This is a genomic window from Nocardia sp. No.11, assembly GCF_038752175.1.
GTDB classification, from domain to species: domain Bacteria; phylum Actinomycetota; class Actinomycetes; order Mycobacteriales; family Mycobacteriaceae; genus Nocardia; species Nocardia canadensis.
In genome coordinates this window covers 1-23,314 of sequence record NZ_JBCGFB010000047.1, presented here as the reverse complement: position 1 = coordinate 23,314, position 23,314 = coordinate 1, and the positions used below count along the sequence as shown (strand labels likewise).

General features: G+C 68.4%; 23 protein-coding genes and 1 pseudogene. 13 read left to right on the top strand and 11 right to left on the bottom strand.

Going from position 1 to position 23,314, the window contains the following annotated elements:
* Nucleotides 1-61: 61 nt before the first annotated feature.
* Together V8688_RS16580 and V8688_RS16575 are read right to left on the bottom strand one after the other, a co-directional pair.
* Nucleotides 62-964, bottom strand: coding sequence for a 3-oxoacyl-ACP reductase (locus V8688_RS16580; protein ID WP_342801166.1), 903 nt, complete (start codon nt 962-964; stop codon nt 62-64).
* A gap of 43 nt (nt 965-1,007) precedes the next feature.
* A complete protein-coding gene (locus V8688_RS16575; protein ID WP_019044780.1) occupies nt 1,008-1,196 on the bottom strand; it encodes a ferredoxin in 189 nt (62 codons plus the stop codon).
* A gap of 188 nt (nt 1,197-1,384) precedes the next feature.
* Between V8688_RS16575 and V8688_RS16570 the strand changes: the two genes are divergently transcribed.
* From V8688_RS16570 to V8688_RS16560, 3 genes are all read left to right on the top strand, one after another.
* The gene (locus V8688_RS16570) at nt 1,385-2,578 is read left to right on the top strand and encodes an acyl-CoA dehydrogenase family protein (protein ID WP_218718710.1); all 1,194 of its coding nucleotides are present in this window, start codon (nt 1,385-1,387) and stop codon (nt 2,576-2,578) included.
* Between the two features lie 23 nt (nt 2,579-2,601).
* The gene (locus tag V8688_RS16565) at nt 2,602-3,699 is read left to right on the top strand and encodes an acyl-CoA dehydrogenase family protein (protein WP_218718709.1); all 1,098 of its coding nucleotides are present in this window, start codon (nt 2,602-2,604) and stop codon (nt 3,697-3,699) included.
* A gap of 289 nt (nt 3,700-3,988) precedes the next feature.
* Nucleotides 3,989-4,378 (top strand): type II toxin-antitoxin system death-on-curing family toxin, encoded by a 390-nt coding sequence (locus V8688_RS16560; RefSeq protein ID WP_342801165.1) that lies wholly within the window; start codon nt 3,989-3,991, stop codon nt 4,376-4,378.
* An 8-nt stretch (nt 4,379-4,386) separates the two neighbouring features.
* Here V8688_RS16560 and V8688_RS16555 read toward each other — a convergent pair whose 3' ends face one another.
* Nucleotides 4,387-4,971 (bottom strand): TetR family transcriptional regulator, encoded by a 585-nt coding sequence (locus V8688_RS16555; RefSeq protein ID WP_218718708.1) that lies wholly within the window; start codon nt 4,969-4,971, stop codon nt 4,387-4,389.
* Between the two features lie 98 nt (nt 4,972-5,069).
* Here V8688_RS16555 and V8688_RS16550 point away from each other — a divergent pair, with 98 nt between their 5' ends.
* Nucleotides 5,070-6,449 carry an FAD-dependent monooxygenase gene (locus V8688_RS16550; RefSeq protein WP_342801164.1) on the top strand — a complete coding sequence of 460 codons (1,380 nt, stop codon included), beginning with the start codon at nt 5,070-5,072 and terminating at the stop codon, nt 6,447-6,449.
* Here V8688_RS16550 and V8688_RS16545 read toward each other — a convergent pair.
* Complete coding sequence (locus tag V8688_RS16545; protein WP_218718706.1) at nt 6,380-8,023, bottom strand: acyl-CoA synthetase; 1,644 nt, start codon at nt 8,021-8,023, stop codon at nt 6,380-6,382. The two genes, V8688_RS16550 and V8688_RS16545, sit on opposite strands and share 70 nt — an antisense overlap.
* Before the next feature lie 89 nt (nt 8,024-8,112).
* Here V8688_RS16545 and V8688_RS16540 point away from each other — a divergent pair, with 89 nt between their 5' ends.
* The gene (locus V8688_RS16540; RefSeq protein WP_218718705.1) at nt 8,113-8,895 is read left to right on the top strand and encodes a crotonase/enoyl-CoA hydratase family protein; all 783 of its coding nucleotides are present in this window, start codon (nt 8,113-8,115) and stop codon (nt 8,893-8,895) included.
* Nucleotides 8,896-9,072: 177 nt separating this feature from the next.
* On the opposite strand, the gene V8688_RS16535 is transcribed toward V8688_RS16540, so the two are convergent.
* Entirely contained in the window at nt 9,073-9,486 is a 414-nt protein-coding gene (locus V8688_RS16535; protein ID WP_218718704.1) for a VOC family protein, read from the bottom strand.
* Between the two features lie 153 nt (nt 9,487-9,639).
* Here V8688_RS16535 and V8688_RS16530 point away from each other — a divergent pair, with 153 nt between their 5' ends.
* Nucleotides 9,640-10,638 carry a sigma-70 family RNA polymerase sigma factor gene (locus V8688_RS16530; RefSeq protein ID WP_218718703.1) on the top strand — a complete coding sequence of 333 codons (999 nt, stop codon included), beginning with the start codon at nt 9,640-9,642 and terminating at the stop codon, nt 10,636-10,638.
* 13 nt (nt 10,639-10,651) lie between these two features.
* On the opposite strand, the gene V8688_RS16525 is transcribed toward V8688_RS16530, so the two are convergent.
* Nucleotides 10,652-12,187, bottom strand: coding sequence for an acyl-CoA synthetase (locus V8688_RS16525; protein WP_218718702.1), 1,536 nt, complete (start codon nt 12,185-12,187; stop codon nt 10,652-10,654).
* 22 nt (nt 12,188-12,209) lie between these two features.
* Complete coding sequence (locus tag V8688_RS16520; RefSeq protein ID WP_316573410.1) at nt 12,210-13,247, bottom strand: LLM class F420-dependent oxidoreductase; 1,038 nt, start codon at nt 13,245-13,247, stop codon at nt 12,210-12,212.
* A gap of 61 nt (nt 13,248-13,308) precedes the next feature.
* Here V8688_RS16520 and V8688_RS16515 point away from each other — a divergent pair, with 61 nt between their 5' ends.
* From V8688_RS16515 to V8688_RS16495, 5 genes are read left to right on the top strand one after another with little or no spacing between them, the layout of a single operon-like run.
* Nucleotides 13,309-14,283 (top strand): OB-fold nucleic acid binding domain-containing protein, encoded by a 975-nt coding sequence (locus V8688_RS16515; RefSeq protein WP_218718700.1) that lies wholly within the window; start codon nt 13,309-13,311, stop codon nt 14,281-14,283.
* 9 nt (nt 14,284-14,292) lie between these two features.
* Complete coding sequence (locus V8688_RS16510; RefSeq protein WP_218718699.1) at nt 14,293-15,312, top strand: thiolase domain-containing protein; 1,020 nt, start codon at nt 14,293-14,295, stop codon at nt 15,310-15,312.
* A complete protein-coding gene (locus tag V8688_RS16505) occupies nt 15,309-16,478 on the top strand; it encodes a thiolase domain-containing protein (protein ID WP_218718698.1) in 1,170 nt (389 codons plus the stop codon). The genes V8688_RS16510 and V8688_RS16505 overlap by 4 nt, the downstream gene beginning before the upstream one ends.
* Nucleotides 16,475-17,365 carry a TIGR03619 family F420-dependent LLM class oxidoreductase gene (locus tag V8688_RS16500; RefSeq protein ID WP_218718697.1) on the top strand — a complete coding sequence of 297 codons (891 nt, stop codon included), beginning with the start codon at nt 16,475-16,477 and terminating at the stop codon, nt 17,363-17,365. Before V8688_RS16505 ends, V8688_RS16500 begins: the two co-directional genes overlap by 4 nt.
* A complete protein-coding gene (locus V8688_RS16495) occupies nt 17,362-17,784 on the top strand; it encodes a nuclear transport factor 2 family protein (protein WP_218718696.1) in 423 nt (140 codons plus the stop codon). The genes V8688_RS16500 and V8688_RS16495 overlap by 4 nt, the downstream gene beginning before the upstream one ends.
* A 229-nt stretch (nt 17,785-18,013) precedes the next feature.
* Here V8688_RS16495 and V8688_RS16490 read toward each other — a convergent pair whose 3' ends face one another.
* Nucleotides 18,014-19,312: a cytochrome P450 gene (locus V8688_RS16490; RefSeq protein WP_218718695.1), complete on the bottom strand. Its 1,299-nt coding sequence runs from the start codon at nt 19,310-19,312 to the stop codon at nt 18,014-18,016.
* Between the two features lie 132 nt (nt 19,313-19,444).
* On the opposite strand from V8688_RS16490, the gene V8688_RS16485 reads away from it, so the two are divergent.
* Together V8688_RS16485 and V8688_RS16480 are read left to right on the top strand one after the other, a co-directional pair.
* Nucleotides 19,445-20,608 carry a steroid 3-ketoacyl-CoA thiolase gene (locus V8688_RS16485; protein ID WP_218718694.1) on the top strand — a complete coding sequence of 388 codons (1,164 nt, stop codon included), beginning with the start codon at nt 19,445-19,447 and terminating at the stop codon, nt 20,606-20,608.
* 365 nt (nt 20,609-20,973) lie between these two features.
* A complete protein-coding gene (locus V8688_RS16480) occupies nt 20,974-21,390 on the top strand; it encodes a helix-turn-helix domain-containing protein (RefSeq protein WP_019044759.1) in 417 nt (138 codons plus the stop codon).
* Nucleotides 21,391-21,520: 130 nt separating this feature from the next.
* On the opposite strand, the gene V8688_RS16475 is transcribed toward V8688_RS16480, so the two are convergent.
* From V8688_RS16475 to V8688_RS16465, 3 genes and pseudogenes are all read right to left on the bottom strand, one after another.
* Nucleotides 21,521-22,555, bottom strand: coding sequence for a hypothetical protein (locus V8688_RS16475; RefSeq protein WP_218718693.1), 1,035 nt, complete (start codon nt 22,553-22,555; stop codon nt 21,521-21,523).
* The gene (locus tag V8688_RS16470; RefSeq protein ID WP_019044757.1) at nt 22,552-23,067 is read right to left on the bottom strand and encodes an ImmA/IrrE family metallo-endopeptidase; all 516 of its coding nucleotides are present in this window, start codon (nt 23,065-23,067) and stop codon (nt 22,552-22,554) included. Before V8688_RS16470 ends, V8688_RS16475 begins: the two co-directional genes overlap by 4 nt.
* An 11-nt stretch (nt 23,068-23,078) precedes the next feature.
* Nucleotides 23,079-23,314 (bottom strand): annotated as a pseudogene (locus tag V8688_RS16465) (cell surface protein); the annotation flags it as partial.

Genomic DNA, 23,314 nt, shown 5'->3' with positions numbered 1-23,314 from the left:
GGCAGACATGCCCGTCGTGGCGCGCGGCGAGCCAACACCCGGCAAATCGGTGGTTCGGCGATCAGCCCAGATCGCGCAGCGAGCGGGCCGAGAACGTGTGGTCGGCGGGACGCTCGGCAAAGTAGCCGTGCAGCGTCGAGGCGAGGTCGGCCTCGGACCATTCGGCGCCCGCGGCGTCGAAGCGGGCCTCCACCTCGGGAGCCGCCATCAGGGCGACCATCGGGCCGTAGACGACGAAGACCTGGCCGTTCACCGCCTCGGCGGCGGGCGAGGCGAGATAGGCGACGAGCTTGGCCACATGCTCGGGCGCGAGCGGGTCGACCGAGCCCTCGGGCGCATCGGAGAACACGGCCTCGGTCATCGCGGTCCTGGCCCGCGGGCAGATCGCGTTGGACCGCACACCGAAGCGGGACAGGCCACGCGCGGCCGACAGCGTCAGCGCGGTGATGCCCGCTTTGGCCGCGCCGTAGTTCGCCTGACCCTCCGGCCCGAGCAGGCCCGCCTCCGAGGAGGTGTTGACCAGCCGACCGTAGACCGGCGCACCCGCGGCCTTGGATGCCGCGCGCCAGTAGGCGCCCGCGTTGCGCGAGAGCAGGAAGTGTCCGCGCAGGTGCACGGCGATCACCGCGTCGAAGTCCTCGTCGGACATGTTGAACAGCATGCGGTCGCGGGTGATGCCCGCGTTGTTGACGACGATATCGAGGCCGCCGAGGGATTCCTGGGCGGTCGAGATCAGGGCGTCGGCGGTGGCGCGCTCGGCGATGCTGCCGCCGACGAACTCCGCCTTGCCGCCGAGCTCGCGAATCGCGGCGATGGTCTCGGCAGCGGCATCCTCGGTGAGGTCGTTGACGACCACCGCCGCACCCGCCGCGGCCAGCGCGAGGGCCTCGGCGCGGCCGAGACCGGTGCCTGCGCCGGTCACGATCGCGACCCGGCCGTCCAGTGAAGTCTGCATCACACTCATCGGGCCGACTCTAGAACGTGTTTCACTATCCGACAAGAGTCGATCACGCCAACCTCAGCGCAGCCTTGGGACACTGCGCCACCGCCTCCTCGACGTCGGCGACGCGATCGTCGGCCACATCGCCCTCGAGCACGTGCAGGTTGTCGTCGTCATCGAGTTCAAACATGTCAGGGGCGATTCCTACGCACACGCCGTTCGCTTCGCAGCGGTCGAAATCGACGATGATCTTCATGAGAACTTCCTTCCACGCGGTCTCCGCGACACTAACCCAGACAGCACGGTCCGCGAGGCGGAACAGCTGCCGATTCACTGTCAATACTGGAACATGTTCCAGTTCATATGCAATGATCGGTTTCGGCGGGGCCCACCCCCTGCGCCCCGCCGACGTCCGTTTTCGCAGCTGAGACCGAGGTAGGAACCATGCGCGTCGCGTATACGCCGCAGCAGGAAGAATTGCGCGCCGAGCTGCGCGAGTATTTCGCCCAGCTGATGACGCCGGAACGGCGCGCGGCGCTGAGCCTGCAGACCGGCGAGTACGGCGAGGGCAATGTCTACCGCGAGGTCGTGCGCCAGATGGGCCGCGACGGCTGGCTGACGCTGAGCTGGCCCAAGGAGTACGGCGGCCAGGACCGCACGACGATGGATCAGCTGATCTTCGTCGAGGAAGCCGCCATCGCCGGCGCGCCCGTGCCGTTCCTGACGCTCAACTCGGTCGCGCCGACGATCATGCAGTACGGCACCGAGGAGCAGAAGAAGTTCTTCCTGCCCAAGATCGCCTCGGGTGAACTGCACTTCGCCATCGGTTACTCCGAGCCCGGCGCGGGCACCGACCTGGCCTCGCTGCGCACCGCCGCGGTGCGCGACGGCGACGACTTCGTCATCAACGGCCAGAAGATGTGGACCAGCCTCATCGCCTACGCCGACTACATCTGGCTGGCGGTGCGCACCGACCCGACGGCCAAGAAGCACAAGGGCATCTCGATGTTCATCGTGCCGACCGACGTCGAGGGCTTCTCCTGGACGCCGGTGCACACGATGGCCGGGCCCGACACCAGCGCCACCTACTACCAGGACGTGCGGGTGCCCGCCTCCTCGATGGTCGGGCCGGAGAACGGCGGCTGGTCGCTGATCACCAACCAGCTCAACCATGAGCGCGTCGCGCTGACCTCGGCCGGGCCGCTCTCGCTCGCGGTCAACCAGACCGTCCAGTGGGCGCGCGAGACCACCGGGCCCGACGGCAAGCGGGTGATCGACCAGGAGTGGGTGCGCCTGAACCTGGCGCGCGTCTACGCCAAGGTCGAATACCTCAAGCTGCTGAACTGGGAGATCGCCAGCCGTGCCGACCAGGGCGGCGAGGCGGCGCCCAAGCCGTGGGACGCCTCCGCGTGCAAGGTCTACGGCACCGAGCTGTCCACCGAGGCCTACCGCCTGTTGATGGAGGTCGTGGGCTCGCACGGTTACCTGCGCCAGGACTCCCCCGGCGCGGCGATGCTCGGCCGGCTCGAGCGGATGCACCGGGCCGCGCTGATCCTCACCTTCGGCGGCGGCACCAACGAGGTGCAGCGCGACATCATCGCCATGACCGCCCTGCGCCAGCCCGCGTCCGCCCGCTGACCTGAGAAAGCCGGTATCCCCTCATGGATTTCACCCCTACCGAAGCCCAGACCGATCTCGCCCGGCTGACCGGCGAGATCTGCGCCAAGCTGGTCACCGCCGACCGCCTGCGCGAGCTCGACACCGCGGGCCGCTACGACGAGCAGCTGTGGAAGTCGCTCGCCGAGACCGGCGTGCTGGCCGCGGCCCTGCCGGAAGACCTGGGCGGCAGCGATTTCGGCATGCTCGAGCAGACCGCGATCCTGCGTGAACTCGGCCGCGTCGTCGCCGCGGTCCCCTACCTGTGGTCGATCGTCATCGGCGCGGGCGCGCTGGCGAAGTTCGGCGACGCCGACCAGCGTCAGCTGGCCGCGCGAGCGGGCCGGGGCGAGGTCGTGCTCACCGCGGCGCTGGCCGAGGAACTGCGTGCCACCACCGCCGCGCCGGGCATCGTCGCCGAGCCCGCCGGTGCGGCCTGGACGCTGACCGGCAGCGCGACCACCGTCGCCTACGCCGATCGCGCCGACCGAATCCTGGTGCCCGCCATCACCTCCAACGGTGTCGGCGTCTTCGTGATCGACCCGGACCACGCCTCGGTCACCCGCACCGCCCAGCAGGTCGTCGACCTGAGCCCCGAATTCGTCGTCGAGCTCGCCGCCACCCCGGCCACTCTGCTCGGCAGCATCGAGTCCGGCGCCGACGTCCTCACCTGGCTGCGCGAACACGCCTGGCTGGGCCTGTCGGCCCTGCAACTGGGCACCCTGGAGCGCGCGCTCGAGCTGACCGCCGAGCACACCCGCACCCGCGAGCAGTTCGGCAAGCCGATCGGCTCGTTCCAGTCCGTCGCCCAGCGCCTCGCCGACGCCTACATCGACATCGGCGGCCTGCGCCTGACGGTCACCCAGGCCGCCTGGCGCCTGTCCGAGGACCTCCCCGCCGCCGAGGCCATCCACATCGCCAAGTTCTGGGCGGCCGACGCGGGCCACAAGGTCGCCCACACCGTCGTCCACGTCCACGGCGGTCTCGGCATCGACCGCGACCACATCGTCCACAACTACTTCACCGCCGCCAAACACCACGAATTCGCCCTCGGCGGCGCCACTCCCCACCTCCTCGCCCTCGGCGCGGAACTGGCGGGCTGAACCCCAACCGGTGACGGCGGCGGGCCGGGCTGTTCGATCAGCCCGGCCCGCTGTCGTTCCGACGAGCGAGGTTCGGGTCAAGGGAGATCCCCGTCAGTGAAGCGCGGGATCGCCTGGCAGAGGTCATCGCGGCCGCAGAGTCCGGCAAGGTCGTGCATCTGACTCGGCACGGCCGACGCGTTGCCGCCGTGGTACCCGAGTCCATGGCCGAAGCGGCCGACAGCCAGGTCCGGGCACTATCGAAACAATTCGCCGAGCGTCATAGGAGCCTGCTCGACAGGCTCGCCGAATGACCGCGGCGGAGATCTACTACCTCGCCGACGCCGATCTCCGCGCCATCGCCGACGATGTGACGGGACAGCACACTGTCCGCGATGCGGGCCTGCTCGCTTCAGCCGCGGCCCGTCCGCAGGCCACAGTTTTCGGCGCCGACGCCTATCCGACGCTCTGGGAGAAGTCTGCGGCGCTGCTCCATTCGATCGCGGCCAACCGCCCGCTCGTCGACGGGAACAAGCGGCTCGCCATCGCCGCGGCGATCATCCTCCTGGCCCGCAACGGGATCGATACGACAGCGCTCGACGAAGACCTGGCCTACGACCTCATGATCGATGTCGCCAGCGGCAAGATCGACGACGTCTCGACCATCGCCGCCCGCCTGATAGCCGTCCTGAAGCAGTAGTTCCCCGATCAGTCGATCGGCGACGAGGTGAGATAGCGCTGGATGACCGGGGCGACGTCGGCGACGATCGCATCGGGGCGCATCTCGACGACCGGGGGTAGGCGCAGGATGTAGCGGCACAGGGCGAGGCCGAGGAGCTGGGTGACGACCAGGCCGCCGCGGCGGGGGGCGTCGGCGGGGTCGCCGAAGCACAGGACCGCGGGCAGGACCTGTTCAGCGAAGATCGCGCGGACGCGGTCGGCCACCTTGTCGTCGGTGATCGCCGAGCGCAGCAAGATCAGCATGACCGCGCTGTCGTGGCCCTCCCAGATCGCCAGGAACCGCCGGACCAGCACCTCACCGATGGCATCGGGAGGTGCCGCGGCCAGGTCGGGCAGGTCCAGGTCGATCTGCACGGCCGCGGCGAAGAGCCCGTCCTTGTTCCCGAAATAGCGCATGACCATGGACGGGTCTATCTCGGCGTCGGCGGCGATGGCACGGATGGTCGCCTTCGCATAACCGTCGACGGCGAACCGCGCGCGGGCGGCGTCGAGGATGACGGCCTTGGTGGCGTCGGAGCGGCGGACCGGGGAATTCTGCTCGGCGGACTTCACGCCAACAAGTGTAGGCCAACAACTGTTGACATCGCGAGCACCTCGACCTACCGTTATGCCTACAAGCGTTGGCAAACAAGCGTTGACCAGGAGTCGTCATGACCGCCACCTCCCTGCCCGAAGCCACGTCCGTCGTCATCGTCGGCGCGGGCCCCGCCGGTCTCACCGCCGCGATCGTGCTCGCGGCAGCGGGCGTCGACCACGTCCTCGTCGATCGGCTCGGCGAAGGCGCCAACACCTCGCGCGCCGCGGTCGTGCACGCCAGGACCCTGGAGGTGCTCGACGAACTCGGCATCGCGAAAGAACTCGTCGCGCGCGGCATCAAGGTCCCCACCTTCAAGGTGCACGACGGCCCGAAGACGTTGGCCACCATCGCCTTCGACGACCTGCCGACCGCCTACCCCTACACCCTGATGATCCCCCAGGACGTCACCGAGCAGGTCCTGCTCGACCGGCTGCACCAGCTGGGCGGCACTGTCCACCGCCCGCTCACCGTCGAGCGGGTCACCGACGAGAACGGCTGTGTGACAGTCGAGTACACCACCGCCGACGGCACGGTGGGCACCATCACCGCCGACTACCTGATCGGCGCCGACGGCATGCACAGCGTCGTCCGCGAGCAGGCGGGCATCGGCTTCACCGGCGACACCTACCCGGCGTCGTTCGTCCTCGCCGATGTCCGGATGAGCTGGCCGACCCCGCGAACCGAAGTCTCGCTGCATCTTTCACCGGAGGGCGTCACCGTGGTCGCGCCGCTGCCCGACGCGGCGCAGCAGCGCTACCGCGTCGTCGCCACCGTCGACGAGGCTCCCGAGCACCCGACCCTCGACGACATCCAGACTCTCCTCGACGCCCGGGGTCCGGCGGGCGAGGTACGGGTCGACGAAGTGCTGTGGAGCTCGCGGTTCCGCGTGCACCACCGCGTCGCCGACCACTACCGCGCGGGCCGGGTCCTGCTCGCGGGCGACGCCGCCCACGTACACAGCCCGGCGGGCGGCCAGGGCATGAACACCGGAATCCAGGACGCCGCGCTGCTCGCCCAGTTGCTGGCGAAAGTGGTATCAGGCGAACCGGATTCGCTGCTGGACGAGTACGAGACCGTGCGCAGGCCGATCGCGCTGGACGTCGTCGCCTTCACCGACCGGATGACCCGCATGGCCACCCTGCAATCGGCGCCGGCTCGCACCGCGCGCAATACCGCGCTGCGCCTGCTCACCGGCATCCCCGCGGTTCGCGGCAAGCTGGCCTNCGGCTCGCACCGCGCGCAATACCGCGCTGCGCCTGCTCACCGGCATCCCCGCGGTTCGCGGCAAGCTGGCCTACCAGCTCGCCGAACTCGCCAACCGCTGACACACGAGCGGGGCCCTTCCGGCGACATCGCCGGAAGCCCCCCGCTCCCTGTCGATACCTACGCCGAGCCGGCGTCGGCGTGCTCGTCGGCAGGCCGCTCGTCGGTCTGCGCCTTGGCCCACCGGTAGTCCGGCTTGCCCGCGGGCGAGCGCTTGATCTCGTCGACGAACCACAGGCTGCGCGGCTGCTTGTACGACGCGATTTCCTGGGTCAGCACCGGCTTCAGATCGGCCAGGGTCGGGCGCTTGTCACCGCGACACTGCACGACCGCGACCACCCGCTGTCCCCAGCGCGCGTCCTCGACACCGACGACGAGCGCGTCGAAGATGTCCGGATGCGCCTTGAGCGCGCCCTCGACCTCTTCGGGGTAGATCTTCTCGCCACCACTGTTGATGCTGACCGAACCACGGCCGAGCATGGTGACGGTGCCGTCCTCCTCGACGCGCGCGAAGTCGCCGGGGATCGCGTAGCGAACGCCGTTGAACTCCTTGAACGTCGCGGCCGACTTGACCTCGTCCTTGTAGTAGCCGAGCGGGATGTGGCCGCTGCGCGCCAGCAGACCGACGACGCCGGAACCCGGCTCGACCGGATTGCCTTCCTCGTCGAGCACCTGGGTCGCCGCGTCGATCTTCACCCGCGGGCCGCCGGTGTGGGTCTGGCCCTTGGCGATCGTGGCCAGACCACCGAAACCGGTCTCCGAGGAACCGATGGAGTCGGTGAGCAGCCGGTTGGGCAGGAGCTCGAGGAACTTGTCCTTCAGCGGCGGCGAGAACAGCGCGGCACTGCTGGCGAGCACGTACAGCGACGAGAGGTCGTAGGGCTCACCGGTTTCCGGGTTGCCTTCCTCGAGCGCGTCGAGCATCGGCCGCGCCATAGCGTCGCCGGTGATGAAGATCAGGTTGATCTTGTGCTTGTCGACGGCCTGCCAGACCCCGTGCCCGCTGAACTCGGGGATCATCACGGCCTTGCCGCCACCGAACAGGCTGTGGAAGGTGGCCCACTGCGCGCCGCCGTGAATCATCGGCGGAATCGGGTAGCGCACCATCTGCGGGTTGGCCGCGCCGATCTTGGCCAGCTCCCACTCGTCCTTGGTGTACTCGCCGGTGATGAAGTTGATGCCGGCGCCGAGCACCCGCCACACGTCCTCGTGGCGCCACATCACGCCCTTGGGCAGGCCGGTGGTGCCGCCGGTGTAGAGCATGTAGATGTCGTCGGGCGAGCGCTCGCCGAAGTCGCGCTCACCGGAGGAGGCGGCCAGCGCCGCCTCGTACTCCACGGTGCCGGGCGCGGTCGGCCCGTCGGTGCCGTCCTCGACGACGAGCACCGTCTTCAGGTCGGGCACCTTGGGCAGGACCGCTTGCACCTTGTCGGTGTAGCGGCGCTCGTGGATCAGCGCGACCATGTCGGAGTTGTCGAAGATGTGCAGCAACTCGTTCTCGACGTAGCGGTAGTTGACGTTGATCATCACCGCCCGCGCCTTGAAGATCGCGACCATCGCTTCGACGGCTTCGACAGTGTTGCGGGAGTAGATTCCGACTTTGTCGCCGGGTTTCACACCCTGTTCCAGCAGGTAGTGGGCCAGTTTGTTGGCCCGCTCCTCCAGTTCGGCGTAGGTCGACTCGCGATGTTCGCCGACCAGCACGATCCGGTCGGGCATCAGGTCGACGGCGTGTTCGACGAGATCGGCTATGTTGTAGCTCACAGGAACAAAAATAGAACGTGTTACTGTTTCTGACAAGGGGGTGGCGCGTCAGCGCGCCGTGACACAGCTCGAACGTCAGGAGATATCGAATGGCCCACTGTCTGGTCGAGAAGCGAGGCCACGTCCTCATCGTCACCATGAATCGACCGGAGGCGCGCAACGCCCTCTCGGGCGAGATGATGGCGATCATGCGCGACGCCTGGGACCAGGTGGACAGCGATCCTGATATCCGCGTCGCGATCCTCACCGGCGCGGGCGGGGCCTTCTGCGCCGGGATGGACCTGAAGGCGATGAGCTCACAGCATCCTGGGGACACCGCCTCCGAGGGCAGCTGGGACCCCGCCTACCTCCCCGCGCTGCTGAAGGGGCGGCGACTGTCCAAGCCGCTGATCGCGGCGGTCGAGGGCCCGGCCATCGCCGGTGGCACCGAGATCCTGCAGGGCACCGATCTGCGCGTGGCCGGGGAAAGCGCCAAGTTCGGCGTCTCCGAGGCCCGCTGGGGCCTGTTCCCGCTCGGCGGTTCCGCGGTGCGGCTGGCCCGGCAGATCCCGTACACGGTGGCCGCTGATCTGCTGCTGACCGGTCGCCACATCACTGCCGCCGAGGCCAAGGAGATCGGCCTGATCGGCCACGTGGTCCCCGATGGCACCGCACTCGACAAGGCCTTGGCGCTGGCCGGCCAGATCGCCGACAACGGCCCGCTCGCCGTCCAGGCGATGCTGCGCACGCTGCGCGAAACCGAGGCGATGCCGGAGAACGAGGCGTTCCCCATCGAGGCGAAGATCGGCATCGAGGTGTTCAGATCCGCCGATGCCAAGGAAGGGCCGCGCGCCTTCGCGGAGAAGCGCAAGCCGAACTTCACCGGGCAGTAGCACGGTCGCCGGTCGCACTGCCGCTGCGCCCCGACCTCGAGGAGAGGCCGCCGCGCAGTGGTGGTTCGCGGCCGTCCCGCCGGTCAGGTGCCGTTGCGTAGGCGACGTAGGAGCAAGCAACGGTGCCCGACCGACGGGACACAAGGGGCCGCGAGCTCGAGCGCGCCGGCGCTCCAACTACCCCGGGTAGTTCATGTAGAACGGCTCCCACTGGTGACCGTCGGGGTCGAGGAACGTGCGGCCGTGCATGCCCACCTGGGCCTCCTGGGCGCGCTTGTCCTCGTTGACCTGCTCGGTCGCGCCGGCGGCGACGGCCGCGTCGGTCAGCGCGTCGACCTCCTCGGCGCTGGCCAGCGAGAGCGCGTAGCCCGCGGCGGCGGTAGTGATCGTGTCGGCGATCGGGCGGGTGCTGAAGGTCGAGAAGAACGGCTTGGTCAGCAGCATCAGACAGATGTTGTCGTCGATGACGATGCACGACGCGTTCTGATCGGTGAAGTCCTCGTTGACCTTCCAGCCCAGCGCCTCGTAGAAGCTCTTCGAGCGGTCGAGGTCGGCGACGGGGAGGTTGATGAAGATCATCTTGCTGCTCATGGGTGTCAGCCTTTCGGGGGCGTCGTTGCGGTCTCGTTCATGTAGACGCCGCGATGCCCGCCGATTCATCGCCGAGCGGTGAACTTCCCGAAATCTCGCTGGTCCGTTTTCTCCTCTGTCGGCTGTCGGACCCCTGTGGCATCGTGGGAAACTATGAGCGACGCCACAACCGCTACCACCGGCCCGGACCCCGCCGTACTGGCCGAATTCGAAACTCACCGGCGCGAATTGTGCGCGTACGCCTACCGCATGCTCGGCTCCTCGTTCGAGGCCGAGGACGCGGTACAGGAGACCTTCACCCGCGCCTGGCGCTCCTACGATTCGTTCGAGGGCCGCGCGAGTCTGCGCTCGTGGCTGTACAAAATCGCCACCAATATCTGTCTGGACATGCTCGACCGGCCGCAGAGCCGAGCCAGACCGATGGACCTCAACGGTCCGGGTCGCCCCGACTCCCCGCTGCCCGCCCCGCAGCCCGACTACGTGTGGATCGAGCCGATCCCCAACGCCCTGGCCTTCGGCGCCGATCCGGCCGAGCACGCCTCGGCCAAGGACACGCTGCGCCTGGCCTTCGTGGCCGCCTGCCAGCATCTGCCCGCCACCCAGCGCGCCATCCTGATCATGCGCGAGGTGCTGCGCTTCTCCGCGGGCGAGACCGCCGAGGCGCTGATGATGTCGCCCGCGTCGGTGAACAGCGCGCTGCAACGGGCCCGCGCCACCATGTCGAAGGTGCAGCCGACCGTCACCGACGGGTTCGACGAGAGCGATCCCGAGCAGCGCAAGCTGGTCGACGATTTCGTGAAGGCCTTCGAGGCCTACGACATGGACGCGCTCACCACCCTGCTGAAAGCCGATGTGGCGCTGTCGATGCCGCCGTTCGATCTCTGGATCTCCGGGCCGGAGAATGTGGCCGCGTTCATGCTCAGCACCGGCAGCGCGTGCCGCAATTCGCGGATGGTTCCCCTGGAAGGCGCCAACGGGCTGCCCGCCTTCGGCCACTACAAGCCGAGCGAAGAGCCCGGCGTGTGGGTGCCGTGGTCGATCACGGTGCTCGAGCTCGAGGGCGACATCATCTCGGGCCTGAACTTCTTCCTCGACACCGAGAAGTTGTTCCCGCTCTTCGGGCTCGCGCCGGAGTGGCGCGAAGCCGTCTGAGCGGGAACATCGTTCACAGCAGGCGGCGCTTGTACAGCTTGCCGTTGGGATCACGGGGCAGCTCCGCGCGGTATTCCACCGTGCGGGGCAGCTTGTACTTGGCGAGCTGACCGGCCGCGAACTCGAGGATCTCGGCGGTGAGCGCCTCGTCGCCCGCGGTGCCGTCGACCGGCTGCACGAACGCCTTGACCTGCTGGCCCCAATCCGGGTCGGGCACACCGAGAACCGCCACGTCAGCCACCTTCGGGTGGCTCATCAGCACACCCTCGATCTCGGCCGGGTAGATGTTCACGCCGCCGGACAGGATCAGGTCGGAGCGGCGGTCGCAGAGGAACAGGTAGCCGTCCTCGTCGAGGTAGCCGATGTCGCCGACGGTGAACAGGTCACCGACGCGCGACTCCTCGGTCTTCTCCTTGGCGTGGTGGTACTCGAAGCTGGAGACGCCCATCTTCATGTAGACCATGCCCTCTTTGCCCGCGGGCAGTTCGGAGCCGTCGGTCTCGTCGAGGATCTTGATGACCGACCACGGCCAGGCCTTGCCGACCGAACCGGGCTTGGACAGCCACTCGGTCCCGTTGATCACCGTGCCGCCGCCCTCGGTGGCGGCGTAGTACTCGGTGACGACCGGACCCCACCACTCGAGCATCTGCCGCTTGGTGGCCTGCGGGCACGGCGCGGCGCCGTGCACCATGCTGCGCAGCGAGGACACGTCGTAGCGAGCGCGCACGTCCTCGGGCAGGGCGAGCAGGCGGTGGAACTGGGTGGGCACCATGTGGCTGTGGGTCACCTTGTGCCGCTCGATCAGGGCGAGCATGTCCTCGGGGTCCCACTTGTCCATCAGCACCAGCTTGTGGCCCATCTGGATGGAGATCGTCGAGAAGTTCAACACGGCCGTGTGATAGAGCGGCGAGCCGCAGATGTGCACGTGCTCGTCGTAGGGCGCGAGTTCGAACAGGGCGAAGAAGGCCTTGTTCGGCGCGGGGACCTGGTCGGGATCGGCGCCGGTCAGCGGGCGGCGAACGCCCTTGGGGCGCCCGGTGGTGCCCGAGGTGTAGAGCATCGGCGCGCCGACCGAACGCTCGTCGGGACGACCGGTGTCGGCGGCACCGAGCCACGACACCGGGCGGAAACCCTCGATGGTGCCCGCGGAGAAGCGGGCGTCGGCGGACAGTTCGGCGAGGTCGGCGGCCTCGGCGGCGGTGGCGGCGAACCGCTCACTGGCCAGGAAGGCCGAGGCCTCGCTGTCGCCGAGGATGTAGGCGATCTCCGGCGCGGTGAGGTGCCAGTTCACCGCGACGATGTACAGGCCCGCCTGGTAGGCGGCGAAGTACGCGGCGATCGCCTCCACACCGTTGTGCAGCATGCTGACGACCACGTCGCCGGTGCGCAATCCGATGCCGCGTAGTCCGTTGGCGTAGCGGTTGGCGAGGGTGGCCAATTCTCGATAGGTGATCTCCCTGCCGTCCGGGTCGACGACGGCGATCCGCTCGGGATCGGCCGCGGCGATATTCCACAGTCCGAGGACTTCCGTTGTCTGCTGGCTGCTCACCCCATCGAATTTAGAACCTGTTCTACTCCGTTACAAGGGCTTGGAGTCGACGAAGTTGTTCGGCATCGGAAACCGAGATCAGCATCATCGTCACGCCGGCGTCCTCCCATTCCTTCAACCGGGTGCGCACGTGCGCCTCGTCGCCGAAGATCGCGGTGTCGGTGATCAGCTCGTCGGGCACCGCGGCGGCGGCCTCGGCCTTGCGGCCGGACTGGAACAGCGCGGAGATCTCGTCGACCTCGGCGCTGTAGCCCATCCGCTTGTAGACCTGCGCGTGGAAGTTCAGCTCCGGCGCGCCCATACCGCCGATGTAGAGCGAGGTGACCCACCGCATCCGCTCGATCTCGGCGGCCGGGTCGTCGGTGAGCACCACCTGTGCGCTCGCCGCGATCTCGAAATCGGCCCGGCCGCGCCGCGCGCCCGGCCGCGCGAAGCCCTCGTCGAGCCACTCGTTGTACATGCCGGCCAGGCGCGGGGCGTAGTAGATGGCCAGCCAGCCGTCGGCGATCTCGGCGGTCTGGGCGACATTCTTCGGCCCCTCCGCACCCAGCCAGATCGGCAGGTCGGCGCGCAGTGGGTGCACGATCGGCTTGAGCGGTTTGCCCAACCCGGTGGCGCCGGGTCCGGTGTAGGGCAGGCCGTAGTGCTTGCCATCGGAGGTCACCGGGGCCTCGCGGGCCAGCACCTTGCGCACGATGTCGACGTACTCACGGGTGCGGCGTAGCGGCTGCGCGAACGGCTGCCCGTACCAGCCCTCCACCACCTGCGGGCCGGAGACGCCGAGGCCGAGGATGGCCCGGCCGCCGCTGAGGTGGTCGAGGGTGAGCGCGTGCATCGCCGCCGCCGCGGGCGTGCGGGCCGAGAGCTGCGCGACCGAGGTGCCGAGGCGCACCCGCTCGGTCGAGGAGCCCCACCAGGCCAGCGGCGTGAAGGCGTCCGAGCCCCACGACTCGGCCGCGAACACCGCGTCGAAGCCCGCTTCCTCGGCCGCGATCACCAGCTCGCCGGCGTTGGCGGGCGGCTGCGCACCCCAGTAACCGAGTTGCAGTCCGAATTTCATGACCGACGCCCTTTCCGGCGAATCCTTGCCAGCAGAATAAGAACCTGTTCTACTCGATATCGTGACCCAGGGGAATACCGCAGTGGAAGTATTGAGTGCACCCCTTCGGGTGCAGTTCGACTACACCAGGTCCGTCGGACCCATCATCGGCGCCTTTCTGACCGGACTGCGCGACCGCCGGATACTCGGCGTGCGTGGCAGTGACGGCCGGGTATTGGTGCCGGCGCAGGAATACGACCCGATCACCTCGGCCCCGCTGGCCGAGCTGGTCCAGGTCGAACCGACCGGCACGGTGCAGTCGTGGACATGGGTGGCCGAGCCGCTGCCCGGACAGCCGTTCGATCGCCCGTTCGCGTGGGCCCTCGTCCAGCTGGACGGCGCCGACACGGCGATGTTGCACGCGCTGGATGTGACCGACCCGAGCCAGGTGCGCACGGGCCTGCGGGTGCGGGTGCGCTGGGCCGAGGAACGGACCGGCACGATCCACGACATCGCCTGCTTCGAGCCGGGCGAAGGTGCCGCGGCACCGGCCGAGACGTCCGCGGACACCGCCGAGCCGGTGACCATGCTGACCACACCGGTCGACATGCACTACAAGCACACGGCGTCGCCGCAGGAGAGCGCCTACCTGCGCGGTCTCGCCGAGGGCAAGCTGATCGGCGGCCGCTCCGAGGCGGGCGGGCGGGTCTACTTCCCGCCGCGCGGTGCCAACCCGACCGACGGCACGCCCACCGACGACCTGGTCGAGCTGCCCGACAAGGGCACCGTGACCACCTTCTGCATCGTGAACGTGCCGTTCCTCGGCCAGCGGATCAAGCCGCCGTACGTGGCCGCCTACGTGCTCCTCGACGGCGCCGACATCCCGTTCCTGCACCTGGTCCTCGGCTGCGAGGCGTCCGAGGTACGCATGGGCATGCGGGTCGAAGCCGTATGGAAACCGCGTGCGGAATGGGGCCACGCGCTGGCCAATATCGACCACTTCCGGCCGAGCGGCGAGCCCGATGCTCCGTACGAGTCCTACCAGCACCACCTCTGAGAGGCGACGTTGAGTACACCAGAAATCGCGGTGGTCGGGTTCGCCCACGCACCGCACGTGCCGGAGACCTTCGGCACCACCAACGGCGTCGAGATGCTCGTGCCGTGCTTCCAGCAGCTCTACGCCGACCTCGGCATCACCAAGACCGATATCGACTTCTGGTGCTCCGGGTCCTCGGATTACCTGGCGGGACGGGCGTTCTCGTTCATCTCCGCCGTCGACGCGATCGGCGCGGTGCCGCCGATCAACGAGTCGCATGTGGAGATGGATGCCGCGTGGGCGCTCTACGAGGCCTGGGTGAAGCTGCTCTCCGGTCAGGCGCAGACCGCGCTCGTCTACGGCTTCGGCAAGTCGTCGGCGGGCACCCTGCGGCAGGTGCTGAGCAGGCAGCTCGATCCGTATCTGGTCGGTCCGCTGTGGCCCGACGCCGTCTCGGTCGCGGGCCTGCAGGCGCGCGCCGGACTGGACGCGGGCCGCTGGACCGAGCGGGAGATGGCCGCCGTCGCCGGTGGTGACATCGAATCCCTGCTCGCCGAACCGTATGTCGCCGATCCGCTGCGGGCGCACGATATCGCGCCGATCACCGACGGCGCGGCCGCGATCGTGCTCGCGGTCGGCGACCGGGCCAGGGAGCTGTGCGAGCGTCCCGCGTGGATCACCGGGATCGCGCACAATATCGACGCCCAGGCGCTCGGTGGCCGCGATCTGACCCGCTCGCCATCCACCACCAGGGCGGCCGCGGCCGCGACCCGCGGTGAGACCAGCTTCGATCTGGCCGAACTGCACGCGCCGTTCAGCCATCAGCAGCTGATCCTGGCCGAGGCGATCGGCCTGTCCCCCGAGACCCCGGTCAACCCGTCCGGCGGTGCGCTCGCGGGCAACCCGATGTTCGCGGCGGGCCTGGAGCGGATCGGCAACGCCGCCACGGCCATCATCTCCGGCACCGCCGACCGGACCCTCGCTCATGCGACCAGCGGCCCCGCGCTGCAGCAGAACCTGGTCGCCGTTCTGGAATCGGAGGCACGATGAGCTTCCCCGCGGCGGTGCTCGGCACCGGCCAAACTCATCACGTGACGAAGCGCGCGGACGTGTCCATGGCGGGCATGTGCCGTGAAGCGATCGATCGCGCGCTCGAAGACTCGGGCCTGACCATCGACGAGATCGACGCCGTCGTCGTCGGCAAGGCGCCCGACTTCTTCGAGGGCGTCATGATGCCCGAGCTGTATCTCGCCGAAGCCCTCGGCGCCATCGGCAAGCCGCTGCTGCGCGTCCACACCGCCGGCTCGGTGGGCGGCTCGACCGGTGTCGTGGCCGCCAACCTGGTGCAGGCCGGCGTGCACGGCAAGGTCCTGGCGATCGCGTGGGAGAAGCAGTCGGAGTCGAACGCCATGTGGGCGTTGTCGATTCCGGTGCCGTTCACCATGCCGGTCGGCGCGGGCGCGGGCGGCTATTTCGCCCCGCACGTGCGCTCCTACATCCGGCGCTCCAACGCCCCGATGCACATCGGCGCGATGGTGGCGGTGAAGGACCGGCGCAACGGCGCGAAGAACCCGCTCGCCCACCTGCACCAGCCCGACATCACCCTCGAGTCGGTCCTCGCCTCCCAGATGCTGTGGGACCCGATCCGTTTCGACGAGACCTGTCCGTCCTCCGACGGCGCCTGCGCCCTGGTGATCGGCAATGCCGAGGCCGCGGCGGCGGTCGAGGCCCAGGGCAAGAAGGTCGCGTGGGTGCACGGCACCGCGATGCGCACCGAGCCGACCACCTTCTCCGGTCGTGACCAGGTCAATCCGCAGGCGGGCCGGGACGCGGCCGCCGCGCTGTGGAAGGCCGCCGGGATCACCGATCCGCTCGAGGAGATCGACGTCGCCGAGATCTACGTGCCGTTCTCCTGGTTCGAGCCGATGTGGCTGGAGAACCTGGGCTTCGCGGCCGAGGGCGACGGCTGGAAGCTCACCGACAAGGGCGAGACCGAGATCGGCGGCCGGATCCCGGTCAACCCGTCCGGCGGCGTGCTCTCCTCCAACCCGATCGGCGCCTCCGGCCTGATCCGCTTCGCCGAGGCGGCCAAGCAGGTCATGGGCCGGGCGGGCGCCTACCAGGTCGAGAACGCCCGCAAGGCGATGGGACACGCGTACGGCGGTGGCTCCCAGTACTTCTCGATGTGGGTCGTGGGAAGCGAGCGACCGGAATGAAGTTCACCCTCGGTGTCGCGCTGAGCCCGCTCGACCAGCTCACCGAGCTGGCCAAGACGGCCGAAGAGTGCGGATTCACCTCGATCGGCCTGCCCGACTCGCTGTTCTACATGAAGTCACAGGCCGCCGACTATCCGTACACGCCGGACGGCAGCCGGTTCTGGGGTCCGGAGACGCCGTGGGTCGACCCGCTGATCGCCGCGGCGTCGATGGCCGCCGTGACCAGCACGCTGCGGTTCTACACCAATGTCCTCAAGCTCGGCTCGCGCAATCCGCTGCTGCTGGCCCGCCAGGTCGGCTCGATCGCCAACATGTCGGGCAACCGCTTCGGCTTCGGCATCGGGATCGGTTGGGCACCGGAGGAATTCGAGTGGTGCGGGGTGCCGTATGCCCGCCGCGGCGCGCGCGTCGACGAGATGATCGAGATCATCCGGCTGGTCCTCGACGGCGGCATGGTCGAGTACCACGGCGAGTTCTTCGACTTCGACGAGCTGCAGATCAGCCCGGCGCCGAGCGAGCGGGTGCCGTTCTACGTCGGCGGGCACACCGGTCCGGCGCTGCGCCGGGCCGCCAAGATCGGTGACGGCTGGACCTCGGCGATGATGAAGTTCGACGATCTGGTCACCACCATCGCCACCCTGCGCGAACTGCGCGCGGAGTACGACCGGTCCGACGTGCCGTTCGAGATCCAGGCCGTGTGCATCGACAAGTTCGGCCGCGACGGCTACCAGGATCTGGCCGACGCCGGCGTCACCGACACCATCGTGGTGCCGTGGCTGTCCGACGGCATCGGCTTCGACGGCGAACTCGCCGCCAAGCAGGACTCGCTGCGCAAGTTCGCCGCGAAGTACATCGCCGACCCCGTCATCGGGAAGGACGAGTCATGACCGAGACAGCCGTCGACCGCTCGGCGCGCGCGGCGGGCCTGGCCTCCCAGGCCGCGGTGCGCGCCAAGGACCGGGCAGCCTGGGTCGCCCTGTTCGCCACCGACGGGATCGTCGAAGATCCCGTCGGCCCTTCGGGTTTCGACCCTGAGGGCGTCGGCCACCGGGGCCACGAGGCGATCGGCGCGTTCTGGGACAAGGCGATCGCGCTGACCGAGTCGATCGAGTTCCTCTTCGAGGACTCCTTCGCCTGCGGCAACGAGATCGCCTTCACCGGAATGATCCGCACGACCATGGCCGGCCACGTGATCGACGCCGAGGGCGTGTTCACCTACAAGGTCGACGCCGAGGGCAAGATCGCCGCCCTGCGCGCGTTCTGGGAGGTGGACCGCGCCATGGCCACCACCCGTCCCGTGTCCTGACACAGCACACAGAACAGCCCCGGCACCGTTGAGGTACCGGGGCTTTCTGCATATCAAGACAAACCGACCACCACGCCCCGACCCCGAGGAGGGGCAGGCCGACGAAGTCGGCCGTCGCGGCCGTCCCGCCGGTCAGGCACTGTTGCGTAGGCGACGACGGAGCAAGCAACGGTGCCTGACCGGCGGGACCAAGAGGCCGCGACCTCGAGCGCGCCAGCGCTCCGAAAACTCAGTGCGCGACCGGGCAGCCCGCGGTCTTGTAGTCGACCGGCAGTTCCTTGATGCCGTTGAGCCAGCCCGAGCGCAGGCGCTTGGGGTCGCCGATCTTGGTGATATCGGGCAGGTGGTCGGCGATCGCGTTGAAGATCAGGTCGACTTCGAGCCGGGCCAGGTTCGCGCCGACGCAGAAGTGCGCGCCGGTGCCGCCGAAGGCCAGATGCTGATTGTCGGCCCGCATGATGTCGAACTTCTCCGGGTTCTCGAAGACGTCCTCGTCGAAGTTGGCCGAGCGGTACAGCATCACCAGACGCTGACCCTTCTTGATCTGCACGCCGCCGAGCTCGGTGTCCTCGAGCGCGGTGCGCTGGAAGGAGGTGACCGGGGTCGCCCAGCGGATGATCTCGTCCACCGCGGTGGCCGGGCGCTCCTTCTTGAAGAGCTCCCACTGGTCGGGGTTCTCCATGAAGGCGATCATGCCGTGGCTGATGGCGTTGCGCGTGGTCTCGTTGCCCGCGACCGCGAGCAGGATGACGAAGAAGCCGAACTCCTCCGGCGTGAGCGCCTCGCCGTCGACGTCGGCCTCGATCAGCGTGGTGACCAGGTCGTCGGTCGGGTTGGCCTTGCGCGCCTCGGCCATCTGGTACGAGTAGCCGAGCAGCTCCATCGACGCGGCGACCGGATCGATGTCGACGTTGTCGGGGTCGTCGTAGCCGGTCATGTCGTTGGACCACTCGAAGACCTTCATCCGGTCCTCCTGCGGCACGCCGATCAGCTCGGCGATCGCCTGCAGCGGCAGCTCACACGCGACCTGGGTGACGAAGTCGCCCGAGCCCGCCTCGGCGGCGGCCTTCACGATCTTCTCGGCCCGGTCCGACAGCTCCGCGCGCAGGCCGTTGACCGCGCGCGGGGTGAAGCCCTTGGCGATCAGCTTGCGGAGCTTGGTGTGCTCCGGCGCGTCCTTGTTGAGGATGACGAAGCGCTGCAGCTCGATCTGCTCGCGCTGGATGTCGTCGTTGAAGCGCGGGATGGCGGTGTTCTCGTACGTGGAGAACACGTCGCTGCGTCGCGACACTTCCTTGACGTCGGCGTGCTTGCTCACCACCCAGAAGCCGTCGTCGTGGAAACCGCCGACCTCCGGCGACTGCGCGTTCCACCAGATGGGGGCGGCCCGCCGCAGCTCGGCGAATTCCTCCACCGGGACACGCTCGGCGTAGATATCGGGGTCGGTGACGTCGAACCCGTCCGGCAGGTTCGGCCGGGAACCCGTCGTGTGACCGGGGCCGGCGTGTTCGGTGCGCGGATCTACCACCAGATGTCTCCTTCGACAAACTGAAACACGTTCTACAATCATTCAAGCACAGGGGTTGCCGTGACGGAAGAACCACGCGGTTTTACCCTGGGCCTAGAAACAGAACTTGTTGCAGTTACGAGGGAGAATCACATGGGCACACCCGTGATCGTCGAGGCCGTGCGTACCCCGATCGGCAAGCGCCGCGGACAGCTTTCGGGACTGCACGCGGCCGAGTTGCTCGGCCTGACCCAGCGCGGCCTGCTCGATCGGGCCGGCATCGACCCGGCCGAGGTCGAGCAGGTGATCGGCGGCTGCGTCACCCAGGCGGGCGAGCAGTCCAACAACGTCACCCGGGTGGCCTGGCTGCACGCGGGGCTGCCCTGGCAGACCGGCGCCACCACCGTCGACGCCCAGTGCGGCTCGGCCCAGCAGGCCAACCACCTCATCGCGGGCCTCATCGCCACCGGCGCGATCGACGTCGGCGTCGCCTGTGGCGTCGAGGCCATGAGCCGGGTGCCGCTGGGCGCGAACGTCGGCACCGAGGCGGGCACACGCAGGCCCGCGTCGTGGTCGATCGACCTGCCCGACCAGTTCGGCGCGGCCGAGCGAATCGCCCGCAGGCGCGGCATCACCCGCACCGATATCGACGAATTCGGTGTGCGCTCACAGCGATTGGCGGCACAGGCCTGGGCCGAGGGCCGCTTCGACCGCGAGGTGCTCCCGATCTCGGCGCCCGTGCTCGACAGCGAGGGCAATGCCACCGGCGAGAAGCTCGAGGTGACCAGGGACCAGGGTCTGCGCGCCACCACGCTCGAGGGGCTGGCCGCGCTCAAGCCGGTCGTCGCCGACGGCATCCACACCGCGGGCACCTCGTCGCAGATCTCCGACGGCTCCGCCGCCGTACTGCTGATGGACGAAACCGTCGCGCGCAACAAGGGTTTGCGGCCGCGGGCGCGCATCCACACCCAGGTGCTCGTCGGCGCGGAGCCGGAGTTCCACCTCGACGGCCCGGTGCAGGCGTGCACCCGGCTGCTCGAGCGCTCCGGAATGAAGATTTCGGATATCGACCTTTTCGAGATCAATGAAGCATTCGCCTCCGTTGCACTTTCGTGGGCTTCTGTACATCAGCCGGACATGGACCGGGTAAATGTCAACGGCGGCGCGATCGCAATCGGGCATCCGGTCGGCTCCACCGGTTCCCGGCTCATCACCACGGCTTTGCACGAGCTGGAGCGGACCGGCAAGGGCACGGCCATGGTGCTCATGTGCGCAGGCGGCGCACTCGCGACCGGAACGATCATCGAACGCCTGTAGACTGACGATCACCGAAACCGGGCGCCCAGGTTGAACATTCATCCCAGGGCGCCCGGAACGTGTCGTACGCCACACAATCCAGGGGGCGAGGGGGAACATGAGACATCAGCTAACATTGGGCTACCATCGACCTAAGGTTGAAGACCCCCGCGACGGGCACGAACCCGGACACCCTCCGGCTCCACAAGAGTCGTTGGCGTGACCCGCAAACGCGACCGTCGCGGCCCCTGCACGCAGGTGAGCGTCGGAAACCGTAGAGAAATCCCGAATCAGGCGTAGGTTTTCAGTTACTGAGCCGCTAATATCAATGATACGTATCCGAGATAACGACTGTTAGTACAGTGAAGGGAATTGGGCGGCTCACAATGGCTGATTTCGCGGCGCGGCTGAACAAGCTGTTCGAAACCGTGCATCCCCCGGGGCGCAAGCCGCACACCAACGCAGAGGTTGCGGCTGCGCTGACTGCCTCCGGGCATCCGATCTCGAAGCCGTATCTCTCGCAGTTGCGGTCGGGACAACGAACGAACCCGTCCGACGAGACGGTGGCCGCCCTGGCGAAGTTCTTCAAGGTCAAGCCTGACTACTTCTTCAACGACATCTACGCGGCCAAGATCGATCACGACCTGGAGCTGCTCGCGCAGCTGCAGGGCTACGGGCTGCGTCGACTGTCCAGCAGGGCATTCGACCTCTCGGAAGAATCACAGAATTTGCTCACCTCCATGGCGGAGAAGTTGCGGGCCAGCGAAGGTTTGCCCGAAATTCCGCCGGACGGAACGGAATAGGAACCACAGCGCGGTCGGCCTGACGCACCTGATGGTGTCCTGGGACCGGCCGTGAAAGACGGATACGTGCACAGTGAACGGGCCTGAGACGGTGTGATCCACCAGCTCAGGCCCGTTCTCTGTGCCCGGCTCAGTTCGAGGCGGCGGTGCTCTTCGGCGCGGCGCCGGCGGCGGCGACCGCCGCGTCGTACTCGGACGCGATCGCCAGCACCCAACCGCGCGGGCTGACCCCGGGCGGCGGCGCGATCCAGCGCGCGTCGACGAACAAGTCCCCCAACGGATCTCGTACCCACTCGGCGACGACCGCGGCCCGCTCCGCGACCGACGTGGGCGGCTCGCCCGCCGCCGGGATGACGATGCCGCTGCCGGAGAGCAGGTATAGCGCGTCCATCACCTGGGCCACGTGGTCGGATGCCTTGAGCTGCGTCGACGTGGCGTTCTGTTCGGGCGCGACCACATCGGGGAAGCGGCCGATCATCAGCTTGTGCAGCGGCCGGATCCGGCGCAGCAGAATCCGGGCCCGCCACCACAACTCGATCACGATCGACACCGCACCGAACGCGATGAGCAGACTCGCGATCTCCCAGGCCTGCCAGCCCCAGGTCGGCTCGCCGGGCGGGGTGGGCTCGGCGTGCTGGAAGGCGCGGCCCGCGTTGGCGACCGCGAGCACGGCCACCAAAGCCGTTCCCGCCGTGTAGATCGCGATACCGCGACCCAGGGTGGTCCAGTCCAGATTGCGCAGACCGGTGGTCACGACGAACACCGCGCCGAGCGCGACCACGATCCAGCCGAAGGTGAACGACCACCCCAGGGTGATGGCGATGGCGAGCGCGCCGATGCCGTAGACCACCATGGCGATCTGGCGCAGATTGCGGCGCGAGACCACCGGCCACGCAGCCGAGGCGACCACCGAGGTGGCGGTGGTGAACAAAATCCACGCCGAATCCACGATGCCGGTGGACAACCACCCGCTACGCACCCCGCCGGGCAGCAGATTATCGATCGCCACCGCGATATCGGGAATGGCGACGGTCGCCGCGAGCGCGACAGCGGAGACCGCGACGACGATGGCGACGCGGGCGGTCGTCGCGGGCTTCACCAGCACGCGCCCCACTCGCGCACCCGCGGCAACCCAGACCAGCAGGGCTGTCAACCAGAGTGTCATCCGAGTGCCTCATCGAATCGAAGGACCGAGACGCCTGCGCCCCGGTTGTTGAATACGCGCAGCCGGGTCATGAGCATGGCCGCGAAGGTCTCGGCCTCCCACTCGGCGAGATCGTCGGCGCCGTCGTCGACGATCTGCGCGTGGGCGCGCTGGCTGAGCATGTAGGCGATCAGGTCGTCGCTGACCTCGAGGGTGGTCTCGACCGCGGGGGCACCCTCGTGGTCGAAGACGATATGGCCCAGTTCGTGCGCGAGGGTGTGATCGCGGCTCGGCAGGGCGTCGGCCAGGACGATGATGTCGCGTTCCGGGTAGAACCGCCGCTGACCGCACACGCCCGGGCCCAATTGCGCACTGGTGATCTCGATTTCGCGCTGACGCTCCAGCGAGATCGCCGCGACCACCTCATCGAGGGTGGTCGCGTCGGAGTCGGCGGCTACCGCGCATACGGCGTCGACGGCGGCGGCGACGCGGCGATAGGACCTGGAGGTGCTCTGGGTCTTGCTCTTGCTCATCGAAGATCCCCTCACGACCTCGGTCCGAAGAATTCGGCACGCGCCGCGTTCACCCGAGCTTGGGCTGCCGCGGCACCTTGGAAACTCACTGCGCCCGAACCGGTTCCGGCCAGGGTCAACGCGATCAGGCCACCGATCACCGACAGCAGCTCGGGTTCGGGCAGACCACTGTTGTCGCTGGTCGGCTTGAACTCGGGATTCGGCTTCGCGGCGGGCGCAGGCGCGGCGGCAGCGGGCGGCGGCGCCG